The sequence below is a fragment of the Serratia sp. CY27727 genome, assembly GCF_052169275.1.
Lineage (GTDB): Bacteria > Pseudomonadota > Gammaproteobacteria > Enterobacterales > Enterobacteriaceae > Serratia > Serratia sarumanii.
Window position 1 is genome coordinate 1 of sequence record NZ_JBJNLB010000005.1, and the last position, 20,629, is coordinate 20,629.

The 20,629-nt window shown below is 59.4% G+C and carries 19 protein-coding genes and 1 rRNA gene; 3 read left to right on the plus strand and 17 right to left on the minus strand.

The window, feature by feature from the left end:
* The 5 genes from ACJ8HB_RS14095 to pepQ all read right to left on the minus strand — a co-directional run.
* A 16S ribosomal RNA gene (locus ACJ8HB_RS14095) occupies positions 1-211 on the minus strand; the annotation flags it as partial.
* Between the two features lie 391 nt (positions 212-602).
* Positions 603-1,136 carry a menaquinone-dependent protoporphyrinogen IX dehydrogenase gene (gene hemG / locus ACJ8HB_RS14100; protein WP_047569749.1) on the minus strand — a complete coding sequence of 178 codons (534 nt, stop codon included), beginning with the start codon at positions 1,134-1,136 and terminating at the stop codon, positions 603-605.
* Positions 1,137-1,157: 21 nt separating this feature from the next.
* Positions 1,158-2,609, minus strand: a complete 1,452-nt coding sequence (trkH, locus tag ACJ8HB_RS14105; RefSeq protein WP_004934492.1) for a Trk system potassium transporter TrkH — start codon at positions 2,607-2,609, stop codon at positions 1,158-1,160.
* A 35-nt stretch (positions 2,610-2,644) separates the two neighbouring features.
* Positions 2,645-3,259, minus strand: coding sequence for an IMPACT family protein (locus tag ACJ8HB_RS14110; protein WP_033636713.1), 615 nt, complete (start codon positions 3,257-3,259; stop codon positions 2,645-2,647).
* Positions 3,259-4,590: a Xaa-Pro dipeptidase gene (gene pepQ / locus ACJ8HB_RS14115; protein WP_047569753.1), complete on the minus strand. Its 1,332-nt coding sequence runs from the start codon at positions 4,588-4,590 to the stop codon at positions 3,259-3,261. The genes ACJ8HB_RS14110 and pepQ overlap by 1 nt, the downstream gene beginning before the upstream one ends.
* A gap of 430 nt (positions 4,591-5,020) precedes the next feature.
* Here pepQ and fadB point away from each other — a divergent pair, with 430 nt between their 5' ends.
* Entirely contained in the window at positions 5,021-7,210 is a 2,190-nt protein-coding gene (gene fadB / locus ACJ8HB_RS14120; protein ID WP_047569755.1) for a fatty acid oxidation complex subunit alpha FadB, read from the plus strand.
* A gap of 10 nt (positions 7,211-7,220) precedes the next feature.
* Complete coding sequence (gene fadA / locus ACJ8HB_RS14125) at positions 7,221-8,384, plus strand: acetyl-CoA C-acyltransferase FadA (protein WP_025304928.1); 1,164 nt, start codon at positions 7,221-7,223, stop codon at positions 8,382-8,384.
* A gap of 172 nt (positions 8,385-8,556) precedes the next feature.
* Here the strand turns inward: fadA and fre are convergent, their stop codons facing one another.
* From fre to pepE, 3 genes are all read right to left on the minus strand, one after another.
* Positions 8,557-9,258 carry an NAD(P)H-flavin reductase gene (gene fre, locus ACJ8HB_RS14130; protein WP_004934474.1) on the minus strand — a complete coding sequence of 234 codons (702 nt, stop codon included), beginning with the start codon at positions 9,256-9,258 and terminating at the stop codon, positions 8,557-8,559.
* Positions 9,259-9,308: 50 nt separating this feature from the next.
* Positions 9,309-10,805, minus strand: a complete 1,497-nt coding sequence (ubiD, locus tag ACJ8HB_RS14135) for a 4-hydroxy-3-polyprenylbenzoate decarboxylase (protein ID WP_025304926.1) — start codon at positions 10,803-10,805, stop codon at positions 9,309-9,311.
* Positions 10,806-10,891: 86 nt separating this feature from the next.
* Positions 10,892-11,617, minus strand: coding sequence for a dipeptidase PepE (pepE, locus tag ACJ8HB_RS14140; RefSeq protein ID WP_033636709.1), 726 nt, complete (start codon positions 11,615-11,617; stop codon positions 10,892-10,894).
* A gap of 246 nt (positions 11,618-11,863) precedes the next feature.
* On the opposite strand from pepE, the gene rfaH reads away from it, so the two are divergent.
* Positions 11,864-12,352, plus strand: coding sequence for a transcription/translation regulatory transformer protein RfaH (rfaH, locus tag ACJ8HB_RS14145; RefSeq protein WP_004934466.1), 489 nt, complete (start codon positions 11,864-11,866; stop codon positions 12,350-12,352).
* Between the two features lie 45 nt (positions 12,353-12,397).
* Here rfaH and hemB read toward each other — a convergent pair whose 3' ends face one another.
* The 9 genes from hemB to rmuC form a co-directional block, all read right to left on the minus strand.
* A complete protein-coding gene (gene hemB / locus ACJ8HB_RS14150) occupies positions 12,398-13,420 on the minus strand; it encodes a porphobilinogen synthase (protein ID WP_033636707.1) in 1,023 nt (340 codons plus the stop codon).
* A gap of 14 nt (positions 13,421-13,434) precedes the next feature.
* Positions 13,435-14,217 (minus strand): 3'-5' ssDNA/RNA exonuclease TatD, encoded by a 783-nt coding sequence (tatD, locus tag ACJ8HB_RS14155; RefSeq protein WP_033636706.1) that lies wholly within the window; start codon positions 14,215-14,217, stop codon positions 13,435-13,437.
* A gap of 53 nt (positions 14,218-14,270) precedes the next feature.
* Entirely contained in the window at positions 14,271-15,041 is a 771-nt protein-coding gene (gene tatC / locus ACJ8HB_RS14160) for a Sec-independent protein translocase subunit TatC (RefSeq protein WP_033649673.1), read from the minus strand.
* A gap of 3 nt (positions 15,042-15,044) precedes the next feature.
* Positions 15,045-15,614, minus strand: coding sequence for a Sec-independent protein translocase protein TatB (gene tatB / locus ACJ8HB_RS14165; protein WP_033649672.1), 570 nt, complete (start codon positions 15,612-15,614; stop codon positions 15,045-15,047).
* 3 nt (positions 15,615-15,617) lie between these two features.
* Positions 15,618-15,881, minus strand: coding sequence for a Sec-independent protein translocase subunit TatA (tatA, locus tag ACJ8HB_RS14170; RefSeq protein WP_033636704.1), 264 nt, complete (start codon positions 15,879-15,881; stop codon positions 15,618-15,620).
* 80 nt (positions 15,882-15,961) lie between these two features.
* Positions 15,962-17,593 carry a ubiquinone biosynthesis regulatory protein kinase UbiB gene (gene ubiB, locus ACJ8HB_RS14175; RefSeq protein ID WP_047569760.1) on the minus strand — a complete coding sequence of 544 codons (1,632 nt, stop codon included), beginning with the start codon at positions 17,591-17,593 and terminating at the stop codon, positions 15,962-15,964.
* Positions 17,590-18,198: a ubiquinone biosynthesis protein UbiJ gene (gene ubiJ, locus ACJ8HB_RS14180; protein WP_033636702.1), complete on the minus strand. Its 609-nt coding sequence runs from the start codon at positions 18,196-18,198 to the stop codon at positions 17,590-17,592. The genes ubiB and ubiJ overlap by 4 nt, the downstream gene beginning before the upstream one ends.
* Before the next feature lie 13 nt (positions 18,199-18,211).
* Entirely contained in the window at positions 18,212-18,967 is a 756-nt protein-coding gene (gene ubiE, locus ACJ8HB_RS14185) for a bifunctional demethylmenaquinone methyltransferase/2-methoxy-6-polyprenyl-1,4-benzoquinol methylase UbiE (protein ID WP_025304918.1), read from the minus strand.
* Between the two features lie 78 nt (positions 18,968-19,045).
* Entirely contained in the window at positions 19,046-20,593 is a 1,548-nt protein-coding gene (gene rmuC / locus ACJ8HB_RS14190) for a DNA recombination protein RmuC (RefSeq protein ID WP_033636701.1), read from the minus strand.
* Positions 20,594-20,629: the final 36 nt, after the last annotated feature.

Below are 20,629 nucleotides of genomic sequence, written 5' to 3' on the forward strand. Positions count from 1 at the left end.
CGAAGGTCCCCCTCTTTGGTCTTGCGACGTTATGCGGTATTAGCTACCGTTTCCAGTAGTTATCCCCCTCCATCAGGCAGTTTCCCAGACATTACTCACCCGTCCGCCGCTCGTCACCCAGGGAGCAAGCTCCCCTGTGCTACCGCTCGACTTGCATGTGTTAAGCCTGCCGCCAGCGTTCAATCTGAGCCATGATCAAACTCTTCAATTAAAAGCTTGATTTGCTTCCACTCGAGAAGCGATGCTCAAAGATTTACTGCATGAATTTTACTTCAGTTAGTCACTCTTCAAGACTTGATATTTTTTTGCATCCGAAGATGCTGGATATCGTCTTGTGGAGTGCCCACACAGATTGTCTGATAAATTGTTAAAGAGCAGTGCCGAGAAACTCATCGGCGCGGGCTGCGTATATTACGCTTTTAGCCCGGAGAGTCAAGCGTTTATTTCGCTGTCTTCTCGCTGACCCGGCGGCTTGTCAGTCGTTGTTCCCGGTCAGTGGAGGCGCATTATAGGGAGTTCTCGGCAGGCCGCAACCCCTAAATGCAAAAAACTTTTCAAGCGCGGATTTTTTCGGCAAAACGCTGGCCAAACCCGCGTTTTTGTCACTTTTCGTACGGGATCTGGCTAAATTCCTGGGCGAAACGATCGACCTGCTGCCAATCGGTGTACTCCACTTCCTTACTGGTATCCGTTTCACCACCCGTCATACGCATAATAAATTGAATCATGATGCGGTCGAACCAGCGATAGCGCGGATAACGCAATGCGCCGGCAAACACCGCGCACTGTTTTGGCTGCCACGGCGAAGCCAGCAGAAACTTGCGGGTATAAGCGTTGGTTTGCGGCGAGCGCTTTTCCGGTTTGCGCGCCGTCAGGTTCACGGCAAAGAACGCGCTCGGCATTCGATTCAGCTGCTCGGCATGACGTTTGACGAATTTATCCAACACCGGGTTAAAGTGCCCGTAACGGATAGAAGCACCGATCATCACCAGCTGATACTGATTAAGGTCGACCTGTTCCGCCTGCAGCAGATCGATCACCTCACAGCGCAGCGTATCCTGCAATTTGCTTGCTATATAAGAAGCGATAGCACGTGTTTGCCCGTCACGGCTCGAATAAAGTATCAATGCCTTCATGGCGTACTCCTTATATCAGGCTCACTCACGCCAGAAGGTTGGCGTAAACAGCACCAGCAATGTAAACACTTCCAGGCGCCCGAACAGCATCGTCACCACCAGGATCCACTTGGCCGCCGCCGGCATCGTGGTGAAGTTATCCGCCACTACGCCCAGGCCGGGGCCGAGGTTATTCAGCGTTGCCGTCACTGCGGCAAACGCGGAGAAATCATCAACGCCGGTAGCAATGATCGCCAGCATGCTGACGATAAACACCAGCGCATAGGCGGAGAAAAATCCCCACACCGCCTCCAGAATGCGTTCCGGCAGCGCGCGGTTGCCCAATTTGATGGTATAGACCGCGTTAGGGTGCACCAGCCTTTTCAACTCACGCGAGCCCTGCAGGTACAACAGCAGAATACGGATCACCTTCAGGCCGCCGCCGGTCGAGCCGGCGCAGCCGCCGATGAATGCCGAACACAACAACAGCATCGGCAGGAACAGCGGCCACTTGGCGATGCTGTCGGTCGTAAAACCGGCCGTGGTCGCCATCGATACCACCTGGAAGAACGCCTGATTGAGCGTTTCCATACCGCTCTTATAGACGCCATGTCCCCAGAGCACCAACGTGCACACCACCACCAGCGTCAGCTGGACGAAGATGAACATGCGGAATTCAGGATCGCGCCCATATACCTTCAGACTGCGGCCGCTGAGCAAAGCGAAGTGCAGGCCGTAGTTACAGCCGGAAATCAGCAGGAACACGGCGATGATGGTGTTGATGGTCGGACTGGCGTAATAACCGATACTGGCGTCGTGGGTAGAAAAGCCGCCGATGGCGATGGTCGAGAAACTGTGGCCGATGGCATCGAACACCGACATTCCTGCTCCCCAGAGCGCCAGCGCACAGGCTACGGTCAGCAACACATAGATTAGCCACAGGGTTTTGGCTGTTTCGGCGATGCGCGGGCGCATTTTGTTATCTTTCAGCGGCCCGGGCATTTCTGCCCGATACAGCTGCATGCCGCCGACGCCGAGTATCGGCAGTATCGCCACCGCCAACACGATGATCCCCATGCCGCCCATCCATTGCAGCATTTGGCGATAGAACAGAATGGCCTTCGGCAGCGAATCCAGTCCCACCAGCGTCGTCGCACCGGTGGTCGTCAGCCCCGAGAAGGATTCAAAGAAGGCGTCGGTCAGCGACAAGTTGGGCCGTTCAGAAAACAGGAACGGCAATGCCCCCACGCTGCCCAGCACGGTCCAGAACAGCACGACGATCAGGAAGCCTTCGCGGGGTTTCAGTTCGTGTTTCTGTTTGCGGTTCGGCCACCACAGCATCAGACCGATGGTCAGCGCCACGAAGAAGGTTTGGCTGAACGCGCGCCCCGCCCCATCGCGGTAAATCAATGCCACCAGGCCAGGAATAAACATCGTCCCGGAGAACAGGATGACCAGCAGACCAACGATACGGGTTATGGCGCGAAAATGCATTTCAGCACGATCCTTAGCAATTCAATTGGGAGGAATTATTGCGAAATGGGGGTTAATTGCAAATTACCGCGACTAAGATCACGCAATTTATTCCCAAACAGCTCGACCTCGGTGGCCGGCAACGCCAGATGCAGCACGACGGCGGCGCCGTATTCGCCCTGCAGGATCCGACCTGCGGTTTGCTGCAGCAAGTTCTCCACCAACGCCAACTGCGCATAGTCGCACTGCAAGATATATTCGGCTTCCGGCACCTTTTGAGTCAACGCCAGCTGCTTCAACGCCTGTTGAACACCGTTGCCATAGGCTTTCACCAATCCGCCGGTGCCCAACTTGACGCCGCCGTAGTAACGAACGACCACGGCGGTCACTTCCCCGATGCCGCTGCCCATGAGCTGCGCGAGGATCGGTTTGCCGGCGGTACCCGACGGCTCTCCGTCGTCGGAGAATCCCAACTGCTGCGAGTCATCGGGGCTGCCGGCGACGAAGGCCCAACAATGGTGCCGCGCCGCCGGGTGTTCATCCCGCACCTGCTGAATAAACGTCTTTGCCGCTTCTACCCCGCTGGTCGGCGCCAGCAGGGTGATAAAACGGCTCTTCTTTATTTCTTCGGTAAAGCAGGTTGCTTCCGCCGGTATCGGATACGGCCGCATCAGGCCAGGTTCAGATCGCGCGTCATGTTCTCGATGCGCTTTTCGTGGATCACGATGTTGTCTTCGATGCGGATGCCGCCATACGGCTTCAGCGCATCGATGCGATCCCAGGCGAAGTGCTGCTTGAACTCACCGCTGCGCCACGGCGCCAACAGAGACTCGATGAAGTACAGACCCGGCTCGATGGTCAATACCATGCCCGGCTGCAACACGCGGGTGCAACGCAGGAACGGATACTTGGCTGGCGCCGCCAGATGGGTGCCTTGCTCGTCCTGCATAAAGCCGGCGGCGTCGTGCACCTGCAGGCCCAGCGGGTGGCCCAGCCCGTGCGGCAGGAACGGCGTGGTGATGCCCGTTTCAACCATCGCCTCTTCGCTGAGGCCGTTCACCAGCTTGTGATTCTTGAGCAGCTTGGCGATGCGCTGGTGCATCTGCACATGGTAGTCGGTATAGCGCACGCCGGTTTTGATAGTGTCGATCAGCGCCAGCTGTTCACCGTTGAGATCTTTCACCAGATGGGCGAATTCGCTGCCGCTTTGCGCTGCGTAGGTGCGCGTCAGATCGGCGGCGTAGCCGTTGTATTCCGCGCCGGCGTCGATCAGGAAACTCAGGGATTCGGCCGGCGGCTGATGATCCAGCTTGGTGTAGTGCAGTACCGAAGCGTGTTCGTTCAGCGCCACGATGTTGTCGTAAGGCACGTCGGTATCGCGGTGGCCTGTCGCCGTGAGGTAGGCCAGATTGATGTCGAACTCGCTCATGCCGGAGAGGAAGGCTTCATGCGCCGCACGATGGCCGGTTACCGCCGTCTTCTGCGCTTCGCGCATGCAGGCCAGCTCATAGCCGGTTTTGATCGAACGGTGGAAATCCATGTAGTTCAACACCGCTTTCGGGTTGATGTTTTCCGAAGGGATGCCGAGATCGCGGGCGCGCTGTTGCGCATAACCGATATAGCCCACGCGCTCGCGCTGCGGCGGAAGCTGCTGGGCGATAGCGTCGGCGTTGGCCAGCGGCATCAATTCAAGGGATTTGGTCCAGAAACTGTCCGGCAGCGGCTCTACACTGTGCCAGTAGTCGACCGGGGAGTAGAACCATAGCTTTGGCTTGTTGACGCCATCAATCCACAACCAGCAGTTCGGCACCGACGTCACCGGCACCCAGGCTTTGAAATGCGCGTTCACTTTGAACGGATAGCTATGGTCGTCCAAAAATACCTTTTGCAGTTCACCGGAGTGAATCAGCAGCGCATCCAACTTGTTGCGCTCCAGCACTTCGCGCGCGCGTTTTTGCAGCTCTGCCAGGTGGTCGTTATACAAAGAAGCCAGCGTTTCCATCACATTACCCTTATGCCTTAGCACGAAAGAAGTCATCTTAACACAGCGCTCCGGCGCACCAACCTCATCGCGTTGGGCATGCGGAGCAGCTCGCAATTCCCGGCAAATGCCGTTACATCCGCAGTTTAACCTTAGCCAGCCGAGTGCCATCGTCAGCCCTGCATCGTCGTCGCCATGACCCCAGCCGCCTTATTCATGCCTAACCTCGCCTGAATGATAAATCGCCGCTGGCAAGTGTATGAAGGCCGACAACCGCCAGCAAATGCCGATAGCACATAAAATATAACTTCGTTTTAAATCAAAACGCTAACTTGGTGAGATGTGATCAGACCAGCAAATATGCAATCTCTCATTTGCATATTTTTAACATAAAAACCACACTCCTCATCATCTGGTCATACCAGATCATACGCTGATTCAGGAGATAGACATGCTCTACCAAGGCGAAACATTACAACTGCACTGGCTCGATAACGGCATCGCCGAGCTGGTGTTCAACGCACCGGGCTCGGTCAACAAGCTGGACACCCGCACCGTAGCCAGCCTGGGCGAAGCGCTCACCGTGCTGGAAAACCAGCCTGAGCTGAAAGGGCTGCTGCTGCGTTCCTCCAAAGCCGCGTTTATCGTCGGCGCCGATATCACCGAATTCCTTTCTCTGTTCGCCGCACCGGCTGAAAAGCTGCAAGAGTGGCTGGTGTTCGCCAACAACGTCTTTAACCGACTGGAAGATTTGCCGGTGCCGACCATTTCGGCCATTAACGGCTATGCGCTCGGCGGCGGTTGCGAATGCATTCTGGCGACCGATTTCCGCGTCGCCTCACCGGACGCGCGCATTGGCCTGCCGGAAACCAAATTGGGCATCATGCCGGGCTTCGGCGGTTCCGTCCGCCTGCCGCGCCTGCTGGGTAACGACAGCGCGCTGGAAATCATCGCCGCCGGCAAAGACGTCAGCGCCAAAGAGGCGCTGAAAGTCGGCCTGGTGGATGCGGTGGTGGCACCGGAAAAACTGGCCGAAGCGGCGCTCAACATGCTGCAACAGGCGATCGACGGCAAGCTGGACTGGCGCGCCGCGCGTCAACCTAAGCTGGAGCCGCTGAAACTCAGCCCGATTGAAGCGGCGATGAGCTTCACCACCGCCAAAGGCATGGTGCTGCAGACCGCCGGTAAACATTACCCGGCGCCGATGACCGCGGTGAAAACCATTGAAGCCGCCGCCAAGCTGGGCCGCGATGAAGCGCTGCAACTGGAAACCGCCAGCTTCGTGCCGTTGGCGCGTTCCAACGAAGCGCGCGCGCTGGTCGGCATCTTCCTCAACGATCAGTTCGTGAAGGGCCAGGCGAAAAAGCTGGCCAAGAATGTGGATGCGCCGAAACAGGCGGCGGTGCTGGGCGCCGGCATCATGGGCGGCGGCATCGCTTACCAATCGGCGCTGAAAGGCGTGCCGGTGATCATGAAAGACATCAGCGACAAGTCACTGACGCTGGGCATGAGCGAAGCGGCCAAGCTGCTCAATAAGCAACTGGAACGCGGCAAGCTGGATGGCCTGAAAATGGCACAGGTGCTGTCGACCATTCAGCCGACGCTGGACTACGCTGGTATCGAACGCGCGCAGGTGATCGTCGAAGCGGTTGTCGAGAACCCGAAAGTCAAAGCCGCCGTGCTGTCGGAAGTGGAAACCCTGATCGGTGAGGACACCGTTCTGGCGTCGAACACCTCGACCATTCCGATTAATCATCTGGCAAAATCGCTGAAGCGCCCGCAAAACTTCTGCGGCATGCACTTCTTTAACCCGGTACACCGCATGCCGCTGGTTGAAATCATCCGCGGCGAACAGACCAGCGATGACACCATCGCCAAAGTGGTGGCCTACGCCAGCCGCATGGGCAAAACGCCAATCGTGGTGAACGACTGCCCGGGCTTCTTCGTCAACCGCGTGCTGTTCCCGTATTTCGCCGGCTTCAGCCTGCTGCTGCGCGACGGCGCCGACTTCCGTCAGATCGATAAAGTGATGGAAAAACAGTTCGGCTGGCCGATGGGCCCGGCCTACCTGCTCGACGTCGTGGGCATCGACACCGCGCATCATGCGCAGGCGGTAATGGCCGCCGGCTTCCCGGATCGCATGAGCAAAGACTACCGCGACGCCATTGACGTGATGTTCGACAACCAGCGCTTCGGTCAAAAAAATCAGCTGGGCTTCTACCGCTATAGCCAGGACAGCAAAGGCAAGCCGCGCAAGGACAACGACGAGCAGACCGATGCGCTGCTGGCCGAAGTGAGTCAATCGCGCCAGACCATCAGCGACGAAGAAATCATTGCGCGCATGATGATCCCGATGATCAACGAAGTGGTTCGCTGCCTGGAAGAGAAGATCGTCGCCAGCCCGGCGGAAGCCGATATGGCGTTGGTTTACGGCATTGGCTTCCCTCCGTTCCACGGCGGCGCGTTCCGCTACCTGGATACGCTCGGCACCGCCAACTACGTTGAGCTGGCCCAGCGTTACGCACACCTCGGCGCCCTGTATCAGGTGCCGGCCGGTCTGCGCGCCAAGGCCGAACGCAATGAAAGCTACTACCCGGTGGCGACACCGCTGTCCGACGTCGCTACCCGCCAACCGGCATGAGGTCATAAAGATGGAAAACGTAGTTATTGTTGATGCCGTACGCACGCCGATGGGCCGCTCCAAGGGCGGCGCCTTCCGCCAGGTGCGCGCCGAAGATCTCTCCGCTCACCTGATGCGTGAAGTGCTGAGCCGCAACCCGGCGCTGGACGCCGCCGAGATCGATGATATTTACTGGGGCTGCGTGCAGCAGACGCTGGAACAAGGTTTCAACATCGCCCGCAACGCCGCGCTGCTGGCCGAGATCCCGCACCGCGTGCCGGCGGTGACCGTCAACCGCCTGTGCGGCTCTTCGATGCAGGCGCTGCACGACGCGGCGCGCGCCATCATGGTTGGCGACGCACACGTCAGCCTGATCGGCGGCGTGGAACACATGGGCCATGTGCCGATGAACCACGGCGTGGACTTCCATCCGGGGCTGAGCCGCAGCGTGGCCAAAGCCGCCGGGATGATGGGGCTGACCGCCGAAATGCTGGCCAAGATGCACAACATCAGCCGCCAGATGCAGGATGAGTTCGCCGCCCGCTCCCACCAGCGCGCGCATGCGGCGACGCTGGCGGGTTACTTCAAAAACGAGATCATACCGACCAACGGTCACGACGCCGATGGCGTGCTGACCCGTTACGATTTCGATGAAGTCATTCGCCCGGAAACCACTGTCGAAAGCCTGTCGGCCCTGCGCCCGGCGTTCGATCCGGTCAACGGCACCGTCACCGCCGGCAGTTCTTCCGCCCTGTCGGACGGCGCTTCCGCCATGCTGCTGATGAGCGAATCGCGCGCCAAAGCGCTCGGTTTGAAGGCGCGCGCCCGCATCCGCTCGATGGCGGTCGTCGGCTGCGATCCTTCCATCATGGGTTACGGCCCGGTGCCGGCCAGCAAGCTGGCGCTGAAACGCGCCGGTCTGAGCGTGCAGGACATCGATCTGTTCGAGCTGAACGAAGCGTTCGCCGCCCAGTCGCTGCCGTGCATCAAGGATCTGGGGCTGATGGACAGCATCGACGACAAGATCAACCTGAACGGCGGCGCCATCGCGCTCGGCCACCCGCTGGGGTGTTCAGGCTCCCGCATCTCGACCACCCTGTTGAACAACATGGAACGTCGCGACGCGCAGTTCGGCCTGGCGACCATGTGCATCGGCCTGGGCCAGGGCATCGCCACCGTCTTTGAACGCGTTTAGCTGTGTCTATCTTGGGATGACCGCGTCACCACTTCAAATCGCGGCATCCCGCCAAGTTTAGTTGCCGTTCTTCCCGCCTGTCAGGGGCGGGTTTTTTATGCCTGACGTTTGCCGGCGCCCAAATAAAAACGGGGCGACCCTCGGCCACCCCGTTCACTGCGCATCGCATCGGTCAGATAAACGAAAACGCGTCACCGAACATATGCGCTTCCAGCGCGCCGCGCTCGGCGCAGAAACGCTCACGGGCGATTTTCGCCATCTCGAAACGCCCGGCGATATAGATGTCGTGCTCCGCCAGCGTGCCGAAATCCTGCAGCACCGCGCTGAGCACGGTGCCGCTGCGGCCGCGCCATTCGGCTTCCGGCTGCTCGACCACCGGGATCACCTTCAGATTCGGATGCTGCAACGACAGCGCTTCCAGCTCGCTCAGATCGTACAGGTGCTTCAGCTCACGCCCGCCCCAGTAGATAGAAATATCGCGATCGGGCTGCTGCTCCAACGCGGTCAACAGGATTGAACGCGCATAAGAGAAACCGGTGCCGCCGGCAATCAGCACCAGCGGACGGCTACCCTCTTCCCGCAGCCAGGCATCGCCGTGCGGCACGTCGACGGTGATCGCCTGCTCTTTCAGGATGCGATCCATCACCGCCATAGCGTACAGATTCAGCTCCGAAGCGCCGATGTGCAGCTCGATATAATCTTGCTGCGTCGGGGTTGATGCCAGCGAGAACGGGCGCTTGTCGCGCTCGTCCATCACCACCATCAGATATTGCCCTGCCTTGAAAGAAAACGGCTGCTCGGGCACCAGACGTACCCGATAAACCGTATCGGTAATGGCCTCTACCGAGGTCACTTTACAGCTCAATATTGTCATGCGTTCCCTCTGTCGGGTCATCAATGCAAAGCTGAGAACAGGGCCTGACGCTACAGCGTCGGTTCCCTGTCACTGAAGATTGCGAGCTCATCCCAGATTTCGTCGACGCGCGCACGTACCTTTTCATCCATCTGAATCGGACGGCCCCATTCGCGATCGGTTTCACCCGGCCATTTATTGGTGGCGTCCAGCCCCATCTTCGAACCCAGGCCGGAAACCGGTGAGGCGAAGTCCAGATAGTCGATCGGCGTATTCTCCACCAGAACGGTATCCCTTGCCGGATCCATTCGTGTGGTGATCGCCCAAATTACGTCGTTCCAGTCGCGCGCATTGACGTCGTCATCGCAGACGATAACAAATTTGGTGTACATAAACTGCCGCAGGAACGACCAGACGCCCATCATCACGCGTTTAGCGTGGCCGGCGTACTGTTTCTTCATGGTCACTACCGCCAGGCGGTACGAGCACCCTTCCGGCGGCAGATAGAAATCGACGATTTCCGGGAACTGCTTTTGCAGAATCGGCACGAACACTTCATTCAATGCCACGCCCAGGATCGCCGGCTCATCCGGCGGGCGGCCGGTGTAGGTCGAGTGGTAGATCGCGTTGCGGCGCTGGGTGATGTGGGTGACGGTGAACACCGGGAACTGGTCGATTTCATTGTAGTAACCGGTGTGGTCGCCGTAGGGACCTTCCGGCGCCATTTCACCCGGCTCGATATAACCTTCCAGCACGATTTCAGCGCTGGCGGGCACTTCCAGATCGTTGGAAAGGCACTTGACCACTTCGGTTTTATTGCCGCGCAGCAGCCCGGCAAAAGCGTATTCAGACAGGGTATCCGGCACCGGCGTCACCGCGCCGAGGATGGTGGCGGGATCGGCGCCCAGCGCCACCGCAACCGGGAAACGCTCGCCGGGGTGCGCCTGGCACCACTCCTGATAATCCAGCGCGCCGCCGCGATGCGACAGCCAGCGCATGATCACTTTATTCTTGCCCAGCACCTGCTGGCGATAGATGCCGAGATTTTGCCGTTCCTTATGCGGGCCGCGGGTCACCGTCAGCCCCCAGGTGATCAGCGGCGCGGCGTCTTCCGGCCAGCAGTGCATCACCGGAATACGGCCCAGATCGACGTCCTCGCCCTGCCATACCTGCTCCTGACAAGGCGCGGATCCCAGCACCTTGGTCGGCATGTTCAGCACCTGCTTGAACTTCGGCATTTTATCGAACAGATCGCGGAAGCCTTTCGGCGGCTCCGGCTCTTTGAGGAACGCCAGCAGTTTGCCGACTTCGCGCAGCGCGCTGATGTCTTCCTGCCCCATGCCCATCGCTACGCGATTGGCGGTGCCGAACAGGTTGCACAGTACCGGCATGTCGTAGCCTTTCGGGTTTTCAAACAGCAATGCCGGGCCGCCCGCCCGCAGGGTGCGATCGGCAATCTCCGTCATTTCCAGGTAAGGATCGATCGGCTGGCTGATGCGTTTTAGTTCCCCTCTCTTCTCCAGCAACGAGAGGAAATCGCGTAAGTCACGGTATTTCATGCTGATCATTATAACGGCCAGTGGGGAGGGCATTATAAGCCCTCTTCACGGTTGTTGCTGCAATTTTGTTAACGCCGCCCGCCATCGGGTAGCCCTCAGCCGCAGTTGAACGGCACCAGCGCAGCCAGCGCACGCGTATCCTGATATTCGCGCGTCTCCTCGCCGTGGCGGAACACCTTGAAGCCCTGCCCGTTGGCGCTGAAGTAACGCAGCTCGTTGCCTTCAACATGCAGCAGGCTGCCTTCACGCAACGCCACCACCGATTCGCTCGGGTTGATCGCGCAGAACTCCGCCAGGCGCTCGTCACGGGTTTCGCCCATGTGGCCGCTGATATGCGCGTCGATGTAATGCGGGTTGATTTGCACCGGGAACAGCCCCAGCGCCGGCAGCACCACGCTGCAGCGCACCGGCATATCATTGGTGGTGCGAATGCTCGGCGTGGCCACGTTGCAACCGGCGCTCCAGCCGACGTAAGGCACTTCACGCTCGCGCACCGCGCGCTGGATGGGCACGATCAGGCCTTGCTCGTGCAGCATTTGGTTCAGCAACCAGGTATTGCCGCCGCTGACCAAAATGCACTCCGCCTGCGCGATCGCCGCCGCCGGCGAAGCGGCGTGGTGGATACTGGTGACTTCGATACCCAGCGTTTGCGCCAGCTCCTGCGCACGCTGGTCGTAGTCGTAACGGATCAGCGCATAAGGAATAAAGACGGCGGATTTGATGCCGCGACGCGCAATCATCGCCAGCAGTTGGCTTTTGGCATACCCCAGCAGCTCGGCTTCGCCAGACAGCTTGCCGTTGCTCAACAGAAACAGCTCCATTTATCTTTCCCTCGGTCAAAAACGATGAATAGCGTCACAGCCGGTAGCGCAACGCCTTGCCATACTGTGACGGTAACAAATTTTTAGCCCTCTGTTATACCAGCGCCGTATCGATAAGTGTGTGACCCCTCGCTAATAGCCGAATATTCATAGAGATAGGTGATGTTACACGCTGAAACTTGCATCACTATGTATCCGGAAGCGCTTTTGATATGCTTACCGGCTGGCAGAAAGGCATGTGAAATTATGGAATCCTGGTATCTACTTTATTGCAAACGCGGTCAGCTGTTGCGGGCGCAGGAACATCTGGAACGGCAGCAGGTAAACTGCCTCAGCCCGATCATCACGCTGGAAAAGATCGTGCGCGGCAAGCGTATCGCGGTCAGCGAACCCCTGTTTCCCAACTATCTGTTTGTGGAGTTCGACCCGGAGCGCATTCACACCACCACCATCAGCGCCACCCGCGGCGTCAGCCACTTCGTGCGCTTCGGCGCGCTGCCGAGCGTCATCCCGAGCAAGGTGATCGATGAGCTGCGCACGCACGCCAGCGAAACCTATGTCGATCCGGAAACCCCGCAGCCGGGGGATACCGTCCTGATCGTCGACGGCGTGTTCGAAGGGCTGCAGGCGATCTACACCGAGCCGGACGGCGAGGCGCGCTCCATGTTGTTGCTGAACCTGATCAACAAACAGGTCAGCCAAAGCATCGACAACCGACAGTTCCAGAAGATGTAATGCAAAAGGCGCCCTCAGGCGCCTTTTTGTTGGCTCATTTCACGCTTAGCGACGCATCGCATCGTCATGCAGCCACTGGGCGACACGCTTGGCGAAGTAGGTCAGCACGCCGTCGGCGCCAGCGCGTTTGAAGCACATCAACGACTCCATCACCGCAGGCTGCTCCTGCAGCCAGCCGTTCTGAATCGCCGCCATATGCATGGCGTACTCGCCGGACACCTGATAAGCGAAGGTTGGCACGCCGAAGGTATCCTTCACGCGGCGCACAACGTCGAGGTACGGCATGCCCGGTTTCACCATCACCATATCCGCGCCTTCCTGCAGATCCTGTGCAATCTCCTGCAGCGCTTCATCGCTGTTGGCCGGATCCATCTGATAGGTCTTCTTGTTGCCACCCTTCAGATTGCCGCTGGAACCCAGCGCATCGCGGAACGGGCCGTAGTAACAGGAAGCATACTTGGCGGAGTAGGCCATAATCTGGGTGTTCACCAGACCCTGTAATTCCAGACGATCGCGGATCGCCCCGATGCGGCCGTCCATCATGTCACTCGGCGCCACGATTTCCGCGCCCGCTTCGGCATGGGAAAGCGCCTGACGCACCAGGATGTCTTTGGTCACGTCGTTAATCACATAACCCTGCTCATCGATTACCCCATCCTGCCCGTGCGTGGTGTAGGGATCGAGCGCTACGTCAGTCAGAATGCCCAGCTCAGGCACCGCGTCTTTCAGCGCGCGCACCGTGCGCTGCACCAGCCCTTCCGGGTTATAGGCTTCTTCCGCATGCAGCGATTTCAGACCTGGCTCAATCACCGGGAACAGGGAGATCACCGGCACGCCGAGTTTGGCGATGGTTTCCGCTTCCTTGACCAGCAGATCGATCGTCATGCGCGATACGCCCGGCATCGAGGCCACTTCTTCCTGACGGTTGCTGCCTTCCATGACAAACACCGGATAAATCAGGTCGTTGACCGTCAGTTGGTTCTCGGCCACCAGGCGGCGGCTGAAGTCATGACGGCGCACGCGGCGCATACGGCGACCAGGGAAGGTGCCCGGAAATGCATAGCTCATAGTTTTCTCCTAGCTCAAACCAGCCGGAATAGCCGGCGGGCGTTCTCATCGGTTTTTTGCCCCAGCCATTGCGGCTCTTCCTGTCGCCAGACGGCGACCTGATGCACGATATGGGGCAGGAAACAGGGTTCGTTGCGGCGAGATGCGGGTTTAGGCTGTAAATCCCGGGGCAACAGATAAGGGGCGTCAGTTTCCAGCAGCAGACGCTCGGCCGGGATCTGCGGCAACAGGGCGCGCAATTCCAGGCCGCGCCGCTCGTCGCAGACCCAACCGGTAATCCCGATCGACAGGCCCAGCGACAGGCAGCGGGTTAATTCTTCGGCGGTGCCGGTGAAGCAGTGCACCACGGCCGCGGGCAGTTTATCCAACCACGGCGTCAGTAGCTCGGCAAAACGTGCGTGTGCGTCGCGGCAATGAAGAAACACCGGCAGCGCCAACTCCGCCGCCAGCGCCAGTTGCGCGGTGAACGCCGCTTCCTGCTGCGCGGGCGTCGAGAAATTGCGGTTGAAATCCAGGCCGCATTCGCCGATCGCCGCCACTTCAGGGCGCGCGGCCAACGCATAAATCTGCTCGGCGGTGTGTTCATCCCAGCCGCTGGCGTAGTGCGGATGCACGCCGGCGGTAGACCAACAGTAGCCCGCATGTTGCCGCGCCAGTTCGGCGGCCTCGCGGCTCTCCGCCAGATCGGTGCCGGTAATCAACATCCCCGTCACGCCCGCGGCGCGGGCGCGTTCCACCACCGCCTGGCGATCTTTGGCGAATTGGCTGCTGGTGAGATTAACGCCGATATCAAACATGGTTTTTTCCAAAGCAAAAGCCGCCCAGTGGGCGGCTTAGCAATCAATGTGGATCATGAGGCTGGGGGTTCGTCACCCTCGTCTTCTTCTTCCGCTTGCGGACGACGCTTGCCGGTATAGAAGCGAGCGAAGAATACCCCCACTTCAAACAGCAGATACATCGGTATTGCCAACAGGGTTTGCGAGAACACGTCCGGCGGCGTCAACAGCATGCCGACCACAAACGCGCCGACCAATACATACGGCCGTTTCTTCTTCAGATCTTCCGGCGAGGTGACACCACTCCAGCACAGCAGAATGATGGCGACCGGCACTTCGAAGGCGACGCCGAACGCCATAAACAGCGCCATGACGAAATCGAGGTAGTTTTTAATGTCGGTCGCAATGGTCACCCCCATCGGCGCGGTCTTGGCAAAGAAGCCAAAGGCCAGCGGGAACACGATGAAGTAGGCGAAGGCCATGCCGAGGTAGAACAGCAGGCTGCTGGACACCAGCAGCGGCATCATCAGGCGGCGTTCATGCTTGTACAGCGCCGGCGCGATGAATGCCCACACCTGATACAGAATCATCGGCGCGGAGACAAACACCGAGACGATCATGGTCAGCTTGATCGGCGTAAAGAACGGTGACGCCACGTCGGTGGCGATCATGCTCGCCCCGGCCGGCAACTGCTTGAGCAGCGGTGCAGAAACCAGCTGGTAGATGTCGTTGGCGAAAAACACCAGCACCACGAACACCGCCAGCACGCAAATAATCGAGTTCAACAGCCGCTTGCGCAGCTCTATCAGATGACTGATAAGGGGTTGGGTATCTTCAACAGCCATGTATTAACGATCGCCACTAGGTTGGTGAGACGCTGGGGTTTTATCCGCAACAGGTTCGACAGGTGCCGGCGCGGTTTCCACCGGTGCTTTGGCCGGTTGCGCCGCCACGGGCGCAGCCGGGGACGCAGCCGCAACGGCCTCAGGCTCCGCTGCCGGTTTTGGCACGGCGGCGGGCGCGCTGGCGCGGGTTGCCGCTTCCGCCGGCGTCACGCCGTCGTGCAAGGCTTCCGGATCGATGGCCTGCGGGTTATGAATGGTGTTCGCCAGCTCTTCTGTCTCGCCCCGGTAGGTGCGTTTCAATGATTCCGCCGCGTCTTTCAGCTCATCCATCGATGCCTTCAGTTCCGGCGTCAGGTTCTGCAGGCCGGCCTGTTCGGCTTTTTTCAGGCTGTCCTGCAGCTCCTGCAGCTTCAGTTCCTGAGACAGTTCGTGCTGCACCGAGGCCGCCAGCGAGCGCAGCGCGCGGATCCAGCCCGACACCGTTCTGACCGCGACCGGCAACCGTTCCGGCCCAAGAACAATCAGGCCGATCACCAGCACCAGCAGCAGCTCACTAAACCCAATGTCAAACACGGTTTATACCTGCTCTTTGTTCTTCGACTCTTCCGGTTTCACTTCCGGCTGCTTATCAGTAATAGGCTTGGCCGCGAAGTCAGCGTCATCCAGGCTGCTTTTTTCAGCCGTGTTGGGGTTCGACGGCGTATCGTCGCCGATCGCCTTTTTGAAGCCCTTGATCGAGGCGCCGAGATCGGAGCCCAGCGTGCGCAGTTTTTTGGTGCCGAACAGCAGCACCACGATCACTGCGATGATCAACAATTGCGTAATACTAATACCGCCCATTTCAATTACCTCTAATTTTAAAGGGTCTTTTAAAGCCAGCCCGCATTATAGGCTCGGCCTTACCAGAGTAACGAATTAAATCAGGTGGTTCGCTTCCAGCCAATCACCCAGCATACGATGCCGGCGGCCATCATCCAGGCGGGAAACACCTCGATTTGCCCCAGCAGCAACAGCGTACCGCTTACTAACAGTGTAGCGCCAACGCCGAACAAATAACGTGACTGCCCCTGACGAACCCGCTGAGCCTGCATTTGGTTGGTCAGCTTATCAACGCTTTGTTGCAACAGTTTATGCTGCTGCAGGCTGTCGTAAAACAGCTCGGGCAGTTCGGGCAGCTTCTCCGCCCAGAACGGCGCTTTCTCTTTCAGCGCGCGCACCACGGCAGGAATGCCGACCTGATCGCGCAGCCAGCTCTCGAGGAACGGCTTGGCGGTAGTCCACAGATCCAGCTGCGGGTAGAGCTGGCGCCCCAGCCCTTCAACATACAGCAAGGTCTTCTGCAATAACACCAGCTGCGGCTGCACTTCCATATTGAAGCGGCGCGCGGTGTTGAACAGGTTGAGCAGCACGTTGCCGAAGGAAATTTCCGCCAGCGGCTTCTCGAAAATCGGCTCGCACACGGTGCGAATGGCGAATTCGAAGTCTTCCACGTTGGTGTCGCGCGGCACCCAACCGGAGTCGACGTGCAGTTCCGCCACCTTGCGGTAATCGCGGTTGAAGAAGGCGATGAAGTTTTCCGCCAGATAGCGCTTGTCATCCTTGTTCAGCGAGCCGACGATGCCGCAGTCGATGCCGATATAGCAAGGATCTTCAGGATGTTCGTAGCTGACGAAAATATTACCGGGATGCATGTCCGCATGGAAGAAGCTGTCGCGGAATACCTGGGTAAAGAACACCTGGACGCCGCGTTCCGCCAACAGTTTCATGTTGGTGCCCTGCCGTTCAAGCGTGGCGATGTCCGAGACCGGAATGCCGTAGATGCGTTCCATCACCAATACGCTTTCACGGCAGTAGTCGGAATAAACTTCCGGTACGTACAGCATTGGGCTGCCGTCGAAATTGCGGCGCAGCTGAATGGCGTTGGCCGCTTCGCGCAGCAGGTTCAATTCGTCCAGCAGGGTTTTCTCGTACTCGCGCACCACTTCACGCGGGCGCAGACGGCGGCCGTCCGGCAACAGCTTCGGCACCCAGCCGGCCAACCGGTACATCAGCCGCACGTCGGCCTTGATGATCGGCCCGATATCCGGCCGGATCACCTTCAGCACCACTTCCTGGCCGGTGGTTTTCAACCGCGCGGTATGCACCTGCGCGATCGAGGCAGAGGCCAACGGCTGCTGGTCGAAATCGCCGAACCAGGTTTCCAGTGGGCCACCCATCGCCAGCTCGATATGTTTACGCGCCAGCGCGCCGTCGAAAGGCGCCACCCGATCCTGCAACAACGTCAGCTGATCGGCAATGTGCGGCGGAAACAGATCGCGACGGGTCGACATCATCTGGCCGAACTTGATCCATACCGGCCCCAGCTCCTGCAGCGCCAGCCGCAGACGTTCGCCCAGCGGCTTGTCCTTGTGCCGATTCGGCATCCAGAACAGCAGACGGCGGCCAAAGCGCAGCGGCAGCGTCAAACGCATTTTAGGGATCAGTTCGTCCAGCCCATAGCTGAGAAAAACGCGGACGATAAAATACAAACGGCGCAGTTCGCCTGGGGTCATCGCTTGCCCTCCAACTTGTCCATGCGGGCAAACAGCGCTTCCGCGCTGCGGGCGAGAGCATCAACTTCTTCGTTGAACCACACCACTTCCAGTGGCCCCGGCGCCAGGCGCCACTCTTCCGTCAACGTCTCCGCCATGTCCTGCTGCCGGCGCATAAAGCCGGCTTTCAGCAGCGAGGCGCCTTTTCCCAGCGCCTGCGTAATGCCCTGGGCGGCGATATCGCCGATGTAAGGCGCCAGCCACTCCGCCGGATCCCACTCCGCCAGATCGAGCAGACCAACCAGCTGTTGCACCACCTGAATATCGCCTTCCACCGTCAATTCGCCGCTGCGCATCAGCACCGGCAACTGCTGGCGATCGCGCAGCTTCAGTAAGACGGGAATGCGGCTGCGCACCGTGCAATCGGCGCTGTCTTCGGACTGCCCAAGCACGTCTACGCGCAGTTCGCTGAACACCAGCACCAGCGGTGAAGCCAGCTCTTCCAGTTCGATGCGCAGCACCTTGCCCGCCAGGCGTTGGCGAGCGGCTTTCATGCTGCGATCGCGAAACAGCAGGTTATTCAGCGAGGTTTCCAGCGCAGCGGTCAGCAGAGGGGTAAACAGCATCGGCATCTCCCTCTCAGAACTTGAAGCCGCGATGCAGGGCGACAATCCCACCGGTCAGGTTGAAATAGGTGACGTTTTCAAAACCGGCGTTGCCCATCATGCCCTTCAGGGTTTCCTGATCGGGGTGCATGCGGATCGATTCCGCCAGGTAGCGGTAGCTGTCTGGATCTTTCACCACCAGCTCGCCGATCTTCGGCAGCACGTGGAAGGAGTAGGCATCGTAAGCCTTGCTCAGCGGCGCCAGCAGCGGCTTGGAGAACTCCAGCACCAGCAGGCGGCCGCCCGGCTTGAGCACGCGGAACATCGAGCGCAGCGCTTTGTCTTTGTCGGTGACATTGCGCAGGCCGAAGGAGATGGTGATGCAATCGAAGTAATTGTCCGGGAACGGCAGCGCTTCGGCGTTGGCCTGCACGTAATTGATGTTGCCGACGATGCCGCGATCGCGCAGCTTCTCGCGCCCCATCTTCAGCATCGAATCGTTGATGTCCGCCAGCACCACCTGCCCCTGCTCGCCGACCATGCGGGAGAACTTGGCGGCCAGGTCGCCGGTACCGCCGGCCAGATCCAGCACGCGCTGCCCGCGGCGCACGCCGCTGCAGTCAATGGTGAAACGCTTCCAGATGCGGTGGATGCCGAACGACATCAGGTCGTTCATCACGTCATACTTTGCCGCTACCGAATGAAAAACGTCCGCCACCATGGCCTGTTTTTCGTCTCTAGCGACGGTGCGAAAACCGAAATCGGTGGTTTCCTGCGGTTGATCTGCCATTGTCCTGCCTGCTATTCAGTCAATTTTGTGTGGATGAGTGTACCAGAAGCTCGGAGAATACCCCACCTCGCCACGGCCTCAGCCGTGCGAAACGAAGCCCGGTTCCCCGGCGGTATCGTCATCGTCTTTCGTCTGCGGCAGCGCGGCGACATCGTCGTCGTTCGCCTCTTCCGCTTCATCGTGTTGCGCGCCGGCTTGCTGCGCCAGCAGCGGGTTTATCGGCCGTTTGACCTCAACCCCCAGCGCGCGGAAACCTTCAATTTGGCCGATAAGATTACCACGGCCTTCGCTCAGTTTGTTCATCGCCTGACGATAACTGCCCTGCGCCTTGTCCAGGCTCTGCCCCAGCGCGGACATATCGTCCACGAACAGCCGCATCTTGTCATACAGTTTCGCCGCGCGATCGGCGATGCGCTGCGCGTTCTGGCTTTGATGCTCATAGCGCCACAGGTTGGTGATGGTGCGCAGCGCCACCAGCAACGTGGTCGGGCTGACCAGCATGATGTTGTGCTTGAGCGCTTCGCTGATCAGCTCCGGTTCGCGATCGATAGCCAGCAGGAAGGCGGGCTCGACCGGAATGAACATCAGCACATAGTCCAACGAGCGCAGCCCCGGCAGCTGCTGATAGTCCTTGCGGCCCAGCATGCGAATGTGGCCGCGCAGCGAGGCGATATGTTCGCTCAGCGCCGCTTCGCGCTCCACCTCGTCTTCACCGTTGAAATAGCGCTCGTAGGCGATCAGCGACATCTTGGCGTCGATCACCACGTCCTTGCCCTGCGGCAGGCGCACGATCACATCGGGCTGCATGCGGCTCTGGTGATCCACCCGCACGTTGACCTGCGTTTCATACTCGTGCCCTTCGCGCAGGCCGGAAGCCTCCAGCACCCGGCTCAGCACCACCTCGCCCCAGTTGCCCTGCGTCTTGTTGTCGCCTTTGAGCGCCTTGGTGAGGTTGATGGCTTCGCGCGCCATCTGCGCGTTCAACTGCTGCAGATTGCGTATCTCGTGCGTCAGCGTGTGGCGCTCCCGCGCCTCCTGGCCAAAACTGTCCTGCACCTGCCGGCGGAAACCGTCCAGCTGTTCACGCAGCGGCAGCAGCAACCGATCCAAGCTTTGCTTATTTTGCTCGTCCACCTTGCGGCCGCTGTGTTCAAAAATGCGGTTGGCGAGGTTTTCAAACTGGGTGGTGAGGCGCTGTTCGCTGTTGATAAGCAGGCGCTGCTTCTCTTCCGCCGCCATGCGCGTCTCTTCCAGACGGATGGTGACTTCGCGCAGCTCGGCCTCCTGCGCGCTGTTGACCTCGCGCTGGGCGCGCAGCTCCTGATTAAGCAGTTCACATTCGTTGCGCCAATGGTTGAGCTGTTGCAGCTTTTCATGCCCGGCCGCCAACTGGCTGTGCAGGTTGCGTAGCTCCAGCTCGCTCTGCCGCAGCTGCTGCTCGTGGCGCTGCAGAGCCTCCTGCCGCGCCGCCGTTTCCTGCTGCGCCTGCTGCAACGCTTGCTCCAGCAACCGCAGTTCGGTTTCATGTTGCGCATTCGTCTGCTGCACCCGCAGACTGGCGATCAGCCACCCCAACAGCATGCCGATCGCGACACCGCCAATCCCATAAATCAGACTGGTATCCACCCTGCCTCCTGTTGCACCTTGCCGTTCCGGCGTTTC

Excerpts from the sequence above, each read along its gene's own strand:
- trkH (WP_004934492.1), bottom strand. The coding sequence starts at position 2,609 with ATGCATTTTCGCGCCATAACCCGTATCGTTGGTCTGCTGGTCATCCTG.
- pepE (WP_033636709.1), bottom strand. The coding sequence starts at position 11,617 with ATGGAGCTGTTTCTGTTGAGCAACGGCAAGCTGTCTGGCGAAGCCGAG.
- ubiD (WP_025304926.1), bottom strand. The coding sequence starts at position 10,805 with ATGATCAGCATGAAATACCGTGACTTACGCGATTTCCTCTCGTTGCTG.
- ubiB (WP_047569760.1), bottom strand. The coding sequence starts at position 17,593 with ATGACCCCAGGCGAACTGCGCCGTTTGTATTTTATCGTCCGCGTTTTT.
- tatA (WP_033636704.1), bottom strand. The coding sequence starts at position 15,881 with ATGGGCGGTATTAGTATTACGCAATTGTTGATCATCGCAGTGATCGTG.
- ubiJ (WP_033636702.1), bottom strand. The coding sequence starts at position 18,198 with ATGCTGTTTACCCCTCTGCTGACCGCTGCGCTGGAAACCTCGCTGAAT.
- rfaH (WP_004934466.1), top strand. The coding sequence starts at position 11,864 with ATGGAATCCTGGTATCTACTTTATTGCAAACGCGGTCAGCTGTTGCGG.
- fadB (WP_047569755.1), top strand. The coding sequence starts at position 5,021 with ATGCTCTACCAAGGCGAAACATTACAACTGCACTGGCTCGATAACGGC.
- ACJ8HB_RS14110 (WP_033636713.1), bottom strand. The coding sequence starts at position 3,259 with ATGCGGCCGTATCCGATACCGGCGGAAGCAACCTGCTTTACCGAAGAA.
- tatD (WP_033636706.1), bottom strand. The coding sequence starts at position 14,217 with ATGTTTGATATCGGCGTTAATCTCACCAGCAGCCAATTCGCCAAAGAT.
- fadA (WP_025304928.1), top strand. The coding sequence starts at position 7,221 with ATGGAAAACGTAGTTATTGTTGATGCCGTACGCACGCCGATGGGCCGC.
- ubiE (WP_025304918.1), bottom strand. The coding sequence starts at position 18,967 with ATGGCAGATCAACCGCAGGAAACCACCGATTTCGGTTTTCGCACCGTC.
- hemB (WP_033636707.1), bottom strand. The coding sequence starts at position 13,420 with ATGAGCTATGCATTTCCGGGCACCTTCCCTGGTCGCCGTATGCGCCGC.
- tatC (WP_033649673.1), bottom strand. The coding sequence starts at position 15,041 with ATGGCTGTTGAAGATACCCAACCCCTTATCAGTCATCTGATAGAGCTG.
- pepQ (WP_047569753.1), bottom strand. The coding sequence starts at position 4,590 with ATGGAAACGCTGGCTTCTTTGTATAACGACCACCTGGCAGAGCTGCAA.
- fre (WP_004934474.1), bottom strand. The coding sequence starts at position 9,258 with ATGACAATATTGAGCTGTAAAGTGACCTCGGTAGAGGCCATTACCGAT.
- hemG (WP_047569749.1), bottom strand. The coding sequence starts at position 1,136 with ATGAAGGCATTGATACTTTATTCGAGCCGTGACGGGCAAACACGTGCT.